General features: G+C 65.1%; 7 protein-coding genes. 6 read left to right on the forward strand and 1 reads right to left on the reverse strand.

Annotated features, from left to right (window positions below):
• Positions 1-5: 5 nt before the first annotated feature.
• From BN4252_RS04675 to BN4252_RS04695, 5 genes are all read left to right on the forward strand, one after another.
• On the forward strand, positions 6-662 hold the full coding sequence (locus tag BN4252_RS04675; protein WP_230208571.1) for an HAD-IA family hydrolase: 657 nt from the start codon (positions 6-8) through the stop codon (positions 660-662).
• Entirely contained in the window at positions 649-1152 is a 504-nt protein-coding gene (locus BN4252_RS04680) for a low molecular weight protein-tyrosine-phosphatase (RefSeq protein ID WP_066526579.1), read from the forward strand. Before BN4252_RS04675 ends, BN4252_RS04680 begins: the two co-directional genes overlap by 14 nt.
• The gene (locus BN4252_RS04685; protein ID WP_066526587.1) at positions 1149-1709 is read left to right on the forward strand and encodes an SURF1 family protein; all 561 of its coding nucleotides are present in this window, start codon (positions 1149-1151) and stop codon (positions 1707-1709) included. The genes BN4252_RS04680 and BN4252_RS04685 overlap by 4 nt, the downstream gene beginning before the upstream one ends.
• Positions 1710-1757: 48 nt before the next feature.
• Positions 1758-2381, forward strand: a complete 624-nt coding sequence (locus BN4252_RS04690; RefSeq protein WP_066526596.1) for a hypothetical protein — start codon at positions 1758-1760, stop codon at positions 2379-2381.
• A gap of 131 nt (positions 2382-2512) precedes the next feature.
• Positions 2513-3184: an Ltp family lipoprotein gene (locus tag BN4252_RS04695; protein WP_066526599.1), complete on the forward strand. Its 672-nt coding sequence runs from the start codon at positions 2513-2515 to the stop codon at positions 3182-3184.
• A gap of 247 nt (positions 3185-3431) precedes the next feature.
• Here BN4252_RS04695 and BN4252_RS04700 read toward each other — a convergent pair whose 3' ends face one another.
• Complete coding sequence (locus BN4252_RS04700) at positions 3432-4781, reverse strand: IS256 family transposase (protein ID WP_066524898.1); 1350 nt, start codon at positions 4779-4781, stop codon at positions 3432-3434.
• Between the two features lie 5 nt (positions 4782-4786).
• On the opposite strand from BN4252_RS04700, the gene BN4252_RS04705 reads away from it, so the two are divergent.
• Entirely contained in the window at positions 4787-5998 is a 1212-nt protein-coding gene (locus tag BN4252_RS04705; RefSeq protein WP_143341166.1) for an IS1249 family transposase, read from the forward strand.
• Positions 5999-6045 lie beyond the last annotated feature (47 nt).

Here is a 6045-nt window from a genome sequence, read left to right on the forward strand (position 1 = left end):
GGGGCGTGACTGCCGCGAGACCGACCCACACCCTGCTGCTCGACGTGGACGGCACCCTGATCGACTCCTACCCCGGCATCCGCGAGGGCTTTATCCGCGGGCTGCGGGCCGTGGGGGCGGAGGTGCCCGACGAGGAGTTCATCTCCCGCATCCCCGGCCCGCCAATGCGCGAATCGATGGGCGCGGCCGGGCTTGAGGGCGACGACCTGGAGCGCGCGATGGCGGCCTACTCGGAGTACATGTCCGGCGAGGGCTGGCAGCGCTTCACGGTGTACAACGGCATGCTCGACGCGGTGCGCGACTGGCACGCGGAGGGGATCGGCGTGTGTACGGCGACGTCGAAAAGCGAGCGCTTCGCCCGCCTCGCGCTCGAGCGCGCCGGCATCCTCGAGCACGTCGACTTCCTCGGCGCCGCGAACTTCGACGTGGGGCGACTGACCAAGGTCGCCGTGATCGACCACGTGCTGCGCGAGGTGGACCCGCCGCGGCCGTTGATGGTGGGCGACCGCAAGCACGACTTCCACGGCGCCGCCGAGTTCGGCATCCCATCGGTGGCCGTGACCTGGGGCTACGGCACGCACGCCGAGTGGTCGGACGCGACGCACGTCGCCCACGACGCCGACGAGCTGCGGAAGGTGGTGCGCGACCATGTCGGCGCCTAACCGGAACGCGGAGACGCTGCGGATCGACTTCGTGTGCACCGGCAACATCTGCCGCTCCCCCATGGCGGAGGTGATCGTGCGCGACAAGCTGGACCAGGCAGGCCTGGGTAGCGCGGTGGAGGTGAGCTCCAGCGGTATCGGCAGCTGGCACGTGGGCCACCCGGCCGACAAGCGGGCCCTGGCCGAGCTTGCCGCCCACGGCTACGACGGCTCCTCGCACCGCGCCCAGCAGTTCGGCCCGGAGCAGGAGGCGGCCGACCTGATCGTGGCGCTGGACACGGGCCACGTCTCTGAGCTGGTGGCGCGGGGCGCCGATGAATCCAAGGTGCGGCTTCTGCGCTCCTTCGACCCGCACTCGCCGGAAGGTGCCGGGGTGGCGGACCCGTACTACGGCGGCCCGGAAGGCTTCACCGCCACCCGGGAGCAGATCGAGGCCGCAGCGGACGGCATTATCTCCTGGGTGCGCGAGGAACTAGACTCGCGCGGGTGAGCACCCAGCACGCCAACCCGCCCCAGCCGCAGGCCGCCCCCGCGGGAAAGCCGTGGTGGCGCACGTTTCTCACCCCCGGCTGGGTCATCGCCGCGATAGTAATCATCGCGTTTTCCTATTTCGCCTTCACCTTCCTCGCCCCCTGGCAGCTGGGTAAGAACGCGAAGCTGGAGGAACGAAACGAGCACATCGTGGAGGCCTTCGACCATGACCCGGAGCCGATCGCGGACGTGCTGGGCCCGGACGGGGCGCTCGAGGCCGGCCGCGAATGGTCGCGCGTGCGGGCCACCGGCCGCTACCTGGAACCCGACGTGCTGCTGCGCCTGCGCCCGGTGGACCGCACCCCAGCCTTCCAGGTGCTGACCCCGTTCCAGCTGGACTCGGGCCAGGTGGTGCTGGTCAACCGCGGCTGGGTGCCGGCGGAGAACTCCACCACCGTGCCGGACATCGCCGCCGCTCCCACCGGCACGGTCACGCTGACCGGCATGATGCTCGCGGGCGGCGCGCTCGCGCTACGCCGGCTCGCGGCGCAACCCCTGGCAGTCCGCCTACGATAAGGAGCAGGAACGCACCCAGTAACGCCCCGCCGGGAGGAAGGCCCCACCATGCAGCCACAGCTCACCGACCGCGACGTAACCCTGATCCGCGAGAGCCTCGACCTGCTCGCCCGGGCGGGGGTCACGCTCGCGGACCAGATCGAGCCGCACGACGTGGAGGACGCTGTGGAAGATGCCGTGGCCGACGACGCGGCCCTCTTCCGCGCCTTCCCGCTGACCACCATCGCGGGCCTGGTGGATCCGGACGGGGCACCGCTGGTTGGAGGCGCAGTGGTGGCGCGAGCAAGCACAAGCCCCATCCGCGGCGAAGCGGATATCGCGGCGCTCGTGCGGCGCTACGCGGGGGCGACGGGCGCTCAGGCGCGCGACGTTGCGGTGGTGCCAGATCCGGAATCCGCGGGTGAGACCGGCTCGGTGCGCGTGCGCTTCGGCGAATGGGATGTGGCGGACATTGATTACGACTTCTCGGGCGCGGATGGCCACGGCTTTGAACTCGACGTGCTCGCGGCAGCGCTCCCGCTCGACGCGGCGGCCGCCACCTTCCCCACCCCGGACGGCCGGGACGTGACGCTTTTCATCCCCGCCGGCGCGGACCCGGCCGCTGTGGACGCGCTGTTCGACGCCATCGAGGCGGAGTGCGGGGCCGCTTTCGGGGCCGGTTTCGAGGCCTAGCGCACAGGCGTTCGACGATCCCTGCAGCGGTGTGGGAGGGGCCGGTTACTTTCCGCTGTGTCGCGAAATGTCGCGGCGCGTCATTGTTTCCCTCGCCTGCCAGCGAGGCCAACCCGGAAAGGTTTGCCCCCATGAGCACCGCCTACCCCACAAACGAGCACGACCCTGGCGCTACCCAGCAGTTCCAGTACGCCCAGTACCAGCCAGCAGAGCCCGCCCAGCCGCAGAAGCGGAAGAAGGGCGGGTGCTTCAAGTGGGGCGGCCTCGGTCTCGGCGCACTGCTCCTACTCAGTCTGGCCTCGCAGTGCGGCAGCTCGGAAAGTGGCAGCGACCTCGCGCAAGTGACGTCGATTCCTTCGGCCACCTCCACCACTGCCGGCCAAGCCGATGCCCCGTCGGAACAGACCGCCACGGTTGAAACAGCCGCTCCTGTGGCTGCTGCCCCGGCGGCATCGGAGGCACCGAAGCCCGCCTCTTCGAACGCAGACAACTCGGTCCCGCGCGAGTACAAGAACGCGTTGCGCTCCGCAGAGTCGTACCTGCGGATGTCTGGGTTCTCCTACCAAGGGCTCTACGAGCAGCTGACCAGCGAATACGGCGAGGGCTATCCGCCCGAAGCGGCTCAGTACGCCCTGGACAACGTGAAGGTTGACTGGAACGAGCAGGCGCTCAAATCGGCCCAGTCCTACCAAAAGCTCATGCCCATGTCCGACAGCGAGCTGTTTGAGCAGCTGACCAGCGAGTACGGGGAGCAGTTCACCGCGGAACAGGCGCAGTACGCGATCGACCACTTGGACGGGTAACAGGCCCCCTTGTCGTGGCAAAGTGGGGTTAAGGGTCAGAATGTGTGTCCGGAATCGGTGATTTCCGGGACCTGACCTCGTTCTTCAGCGAAAGTATACGCTTCCAGGGCGTATACCGAGCTGGGGTCGGCGAAATCCTCGGTGTGGCAACCGGGATGTGGTATGCGCTTTTGGTGTTGTAGCCCAATGCCAAAGAACCGACCACGCTGCCAGAGAGTGTCCGATTGTTTGTGTGCGGGGGCTTAGTTTACAAGTAGTCCGCGAATCGGTCGGGGTATGCCACGGCTAGTTGGTTGATGGCTTGTTTCCACCCGGTGGCTTTCGCCCCTTCAATATAGCCGTTGGATTCGGTTACCCGTTTCGCTTTCTTCGCCCGCTGGGCGGCGCGCTTGTCTTCGATGTTGCAAATCATCAACCACAACGTCTTCAACGCCGCGGTATCGTTCGGGAACTGGCCCCGGTTCCGGGTGGCTTTGCGCAACTCAGCATTAAGCGACTCGATCGAGTTCGTGGTGTAGAGCACCCGGCGGGCCGCCGGAGGGAACTGCAGAAACGGCACGAACCGGTCCCACGCGTCGCGCCACACCTTCACCGATTGCGGGTAGCGGCGCCCAAGCTCAGATGCCTCGAACGCGTCTAGGGCGGCACGGGCGGTGTCCTCATTCGGTGCGGTGTAGACCTTCCGCAGCGCTCGGGAGACGGGTTTGCGGTCCTGGTAGGACACCCACCTATTCGCCGCCCGGATCAGGTGCACGATGCAGGTTTGCACCATGGAATTCGGCCACGTCGCTTCGACCGCCTCGGGCAGGCCTTTGAGTCCGTCGCAGCAGACGATGAACACGTCTTGCACCCCACGGTTGGCAAGGTCAGCGCATACGGATGCCCAAAATGCGGCACCTTCGGTATCAGCGATCCACAACCCCAAGATGTGTTTGATGCCGTCCATGTCCACGCCAACGGCCATGTAGCAGGACTTGTTGACCACGCGGTGGCCGTCGCGGATCTTGACTCTAAGTGCGTCGAGGAAGATCACCGGGTAGAACTCATCTAGCTGGCGGTTCTGCCACAGCATCACCTCATCGAGCACCGCGTCGGTGATCGTGCTGATGGTATCCGGGCTCATGTCCACCCCAAGGGTGGTTGCAAGGTGGTGCTGGATGTCGCGCACGGTCATCCCACCCGCGTACAGGGAGATGATCATGTCATCAAGCTCGGTGAGCCTGCGGACACCTTTGGGCACCATCTGCGGGCGAAACGTCCCCGCCCGATCCCTGGGCACGGTCACTTCCAGCGGGCCATAGCCAGAATCCACGGTTTTGGTGTAGGACCCGTTGCGGTGGTTACCACCATCACCGGTATCTACCTGGGCTTTGGCTTTGCGGTCGGAGTGCTCGTAGCCCAAATGGGCGTCCATCTCCGCCTGCAGGCCAGCGTTGATCGATGCCTGCAAAAGCCCCTTCACCAGCTCACTGGCGTCGTCGGTGGAGGTGGAGAGCTCCCCGATGAGCTTTGCGAGCTCGGGGTTATCCATCAGCTTCTCGCTGATCGCGTTGACCCTCGACGGGTCATAGCCTTTCTTCGGTGACACCGTAGTCATTATCGGTGAAACTCCTTTCAGATCAGAGCCTCACACACAAACTTCCTGACACTCTCCGCTGCCACTGCGGCGCTGAAATGAAACGCAACGGCACCACATCTAAAGGCACAACCCGGTGGCGGTGTAAAGCCTGTGGCTTCTCCGCCTCCAAAAAGCGCCCCGACGTCACCAACGCCGCCACGTTCGCCCAATTCATCACGCACTGCACCACCACGGAGACCCTCTCGGTCACCGCGAAACGACTCGGCGTGAGCCGCTCCACACTGAAACGGCGTTTCACCTGGTGTTGGCTCGTTGACGTGCCTGATCCCACCATCAGTCACACCGGGCGCGTCTACGACCAGATCTTCATTGACGGCACCTACACCGCAGGCGGGTGCCTTATCGTCGCCGCAACTATCGACCACGTCATTGCCTGGCACTGGTGCTACCGGGAAACCAGTCGCGACTACCAACACCTGCTCTCACGTATCCCCGCCCCCTTGATCGTTGTGCTCGACGGTGGGCAAGGCGCAGCAAGCGCGATCAAAACGTGTTGGCCAACTACCAAAGTGCAGCGTTGCTTAGTTCACGCTCAACGCGTTGTGCGCCGCCACACCACCTCGCGCCCGCGCACCGACGCAGGACAAACGATCTACCGGCTGGCGCTCAACCTCACCCAGATCACCACATTGGACCAGGCCGCCACCTGGGGTGGGCAGCTGCATGAATTCTCCACCATCTACCAAAAAGGGATGCACGAGAAAACCAGGAGCAAAGACCCCGCAACCGGGATGTGGGTCCCCACCTGGACCCACGCAAACGTGCGCAAGGCCTACCACACCCTCCATCGCCGGTGCCGAACCAACCTGCTGTTTGTCTCCCCCGACCCCCCCGAAGGCGTACTCGATCCCGCCCGAGTCAAAGCCCCAACCAACAGTCTTGAAGGCGGGAGCAACGCCCAAGTCAAAGCACTTGCCCACGCCCACCGCGGGCGCACCAACGAGCACCAACGCCGCATGCTCGACTGGTGGCTGTATCTGAAAACAGAACTGCCTGACGACCCCATCAAGATCGCCAGACAGTCCAACTGGGGAAAGGATCAACTCGCCAAAGTCCAGATCCTGACCCACGACGAGAACCGCGCCGACCACGAAACAGGACGACCAGCCCTCTACGACAACGCTATCGACACCAACTACAACCACTCAACAGGCATCCAAAAAGGCCAGATCTAACCCCAGCGACACGCCGACGCCAGACACACTTTTTGACCCTTAACCCG

It is taken from the genome of Corynebacterium bouchesdurhonense (assembly GCF_900078305.2).
Taxonomy (GTDB): Bacteria; Actinomycetota; Actinomycetes; order Mycobacteriales; family Mycobacteriaceae; genus Corynebacterium; species Corynebacterium bouchesdurhonense.

Coding starts and splice junctions, on each gene's coding strand:
- BN4252_RS04680 (WP_066526579.1), top strand. CDS start 649: ATGTCGGCGCCTAACCGGAACGCGGAGACGCTGCGGATCGACTTCGTG.
- BN4252_RS04690 (WP_066526596.1), top strand. CDS start 1,758: ATGCAGCCACAGCTCACCGACCGCGACGTAACCCTGATCCGCGAGAGC.
- BN4252_RS04695 (WP_066526599.1), top strand. CDS start 2,513: ATGAGCACCGCCTACCCCACAAACGAGCACGACCCTGGCGCTACCCAG.
- BN4252_RS04700 (WP_066524898.1), bottom strand. CDS start 4,781: ATGACTACGGTGTCACCGAAGAAAGGCTATGACCCGTCGAGGGTCAAC.